This window comes from Mesorhizobium sp. B1-1-6 (genome assembly GCF_006443035.1).
Lineage (GTDB): Bacteria > Pseudomonadota > Alphaproteobacteria > Rhizobiales > Rhizobiaceae > Mesorhizobium.
On record NZ_VFWR01000041.1, the window covers coordinates 1 to 2,541 of the forward strand.

Annotated in this window: 1 protein-coding gene and 1 pseudogene; one reads left to right on the plus strand and one right to left on the minus strand. The window is 65.4% G+C overall.

Going from position 1 to position 2,541, the window contains the following annotated elements; translation table 11 throughout:
* A pseudogene (locus FJ979_RS32870) lies at positions 1-275 on the minus strand (hypothetical protein); the annotation flags it as partial.
* 18 nt (positions 276-293) lie between these two features.
* On the opposite strand from FJ979_RS32870, the gene FJ979_RS32340 reads away from it, so the two are divergent.
* Positions 294-2,541: autotransporter-associated beta strand repeat-containing protein (locus tag FJ979_RS32340; protein WP_210239554.1), on the plus strand; the 2,248-nt coding region annotated here is incomplete at its 3' end.

Here is a 2,541-nt window from a genome sequence, read left to right on the forward strand (position 1 = left end):
GGTTTGTCGGTGGCGGCGGCGGTGGTGGCTGTATAGGTCCCGACGGGACGCCCAATAACGGTGGTCAGGGGGGAATCGGCGGCGGCAGCGGCGGTGGCCATGGACAAGGTGGCGGTGGCGGCGGCGGCCTGGGCGGCGCGATCTTCGTTCAGTATGGCGGCGAGCTCACTGTGGCCGGCCATCTCGACATTTTTAGAAACAGCGTCGCAGGCGGCAACGGCGGAGGAGGAAACGCCTCCCCCGGCCAAGGTATCGGATCGGGCATTCTTTTTCACGGCAACGGGTCATTCACCGTGGCCCCTGGCGCCGGGCAGACCCAGTTGATAAGCGACACCATTGCAGATCAGACCGGGGGCGCTGGCAGCGGCGGCAATTGGGCTATCGTCAAGAACGGGGCCGGCACGACCATTCTCGACGGTGCGACTTCGCTCTCCGGCGGCGGCACCGTCAATGAAGGCGTCCTGGAGATCAACGCTCTGCGCCTGGCGGGCAATATCACAAACAAGGCCTCACTCGTCTTCGCCCAAACAATCGACGGCGCCTATACCGGCAACCTGTCCGGCAGCGGCAGCCTCATCAAGACCGGCACTGGCGATCTCACGCTCTCAGGCACCAACACCTACGCTGGCGGCACCACCGTCAACGGCGGAGCGCTGTTGTTCACCACCGACGCCAGCCTGGGAGCCGCGGGCATCGGCATCAACCTGAACAACGGCACGATCGGAAGCGTGGCCACGGTCCATCCGGGGCCGACCAGCAATCGCCCCGTCACGATCACGGACAAGGGCGGCTTCTCCGTTGCATCGGCTCCACTCACCTGGAGCGGCGTGATCGGCGGAAGCGGCCAGTTGACCAAGTCCGGCGACGGCGACCTGATCCTTTCAGCGGCCAACACCTACGGCGGCGGCACGACCGTGACCGGCGGTGTCCTGCGCTTCACGAATGACGTCAACCTGGGCGCGGCGGGTACGGCAATCACGTTGAATGGCGGCGCGGTCGGAACCACAAAGGACACTCCTGCGGCCACGTCGATCGACCGCAAGATCGTGCTCGCCGGTAACGGCGGCATCGACGTGGCGCTGCATCCCTTCATCTGGAGCGGCAGCATCAGCGGTGGCGGTCGCCTCATCAAGAGCGGCGACGGCGAGTTCGAGCTCACGGGCACCAACACCTATTCCGGCGGCACGCTGGTGCAGCGCGGAACGCTACGGGTCGCTTCCGACGACAAGCTCGGCGCCACGGGTACGGGGCTCACGCTGGAAAACAACGCCGGCCTGCGCGCATCCGAGACCTTCACCAGCACGCGCAACGTCTTACTGGAGGGCGCCGGTGGCGTATTCCTGGTCGACCCCGGCAAGACCCTGACCCTGAATGGGATAGTCGGCGGTTCGGGCAATCTCACCAAGGTCGGCGACGGCACGCTTATTCTCACCGGCGCCAACAGCTATGCCGGCAACATCTTCAACAACGGCGGCGCGGTGCAGGGCAACACCACGAACCTGCGCGGCAACATCATCTTCGACCCCAACGCGAACAATCCGATCGCCAGGTCGATCACCTTCGACCAGGCGACCAACGGCACCTTCGCGGGCAATATCACCGGCCTCGGCAGCCTGACCAAGACCGGCGCCGGCGCGCTGACCTTGGGCGGCAACAACACTTATACCGAGGGCACGACGGTGTCGGCCGGCATCCTGCAGGGCGCAGCCAACAGCCTGCAGGGCCGTATCCTAAACGATGCCGCCGTCATCTTCGACCAGGGTGTCAACGGCACCTATGCCGGCGCAATGACCGGCACCGGCACGCTCACCAAGAACGGCGCCGGTAAGCTCACCCTTACCGGCACCAGCACTGTCGGCGGCGGCACGACCATCAATACCGGCGGCTTAGCCGTCAACGTTCACCTGACCAGCAACGTAACGCTCAACAAGGGCGGCATCCTGAGTGGCGTCGGCAACATCACCGGCAATATTACAAACAACGGCGGCACGATCGAGCCGGGCAACTCCATCGGCAACATCACGATCGACGGCAATCTCACCTGGAACAGCGGCACCTTCGACGTTGAAATTAGTCCCAGCGCCAGCGACCGCATCACCATCGTTGGCGCCGGCCACAAGGCGACGGTACATGCCGGCACCCTCGACGTTGTCCCGTTGCCCGGCATTTACGTGCCTGACACGACGTACACGATCGTCTCGGCGCCGGCCGGCGGCATTGCCACATTTAACGATGTGACCGCCGATTTCGCGTTCCTGCGCCCCGTGCTCAGCTTCGATCTCACCAGCCTCTATCTCTCCCTGATCCTGGCGCCAGATGCCTTCCGCTCGGCCGGCCAGACGTCGAACCAGCGGGCGGTCGGCGGTGTGCTCGATGCCGCTGCAGCCGGCGGTAATTTCGGCGGCATCGTCGGGGCGCTGTCGGGCCTGCCAACAGCGCAGGGGACACCGGCCCTGCAGGCACTCTCCGGCGAGATCGCGGCGGGTGCCATCATAGCCGGCATCGACAGCGCCGATCGGTTCCTGGCCGTGTTCGACGGGC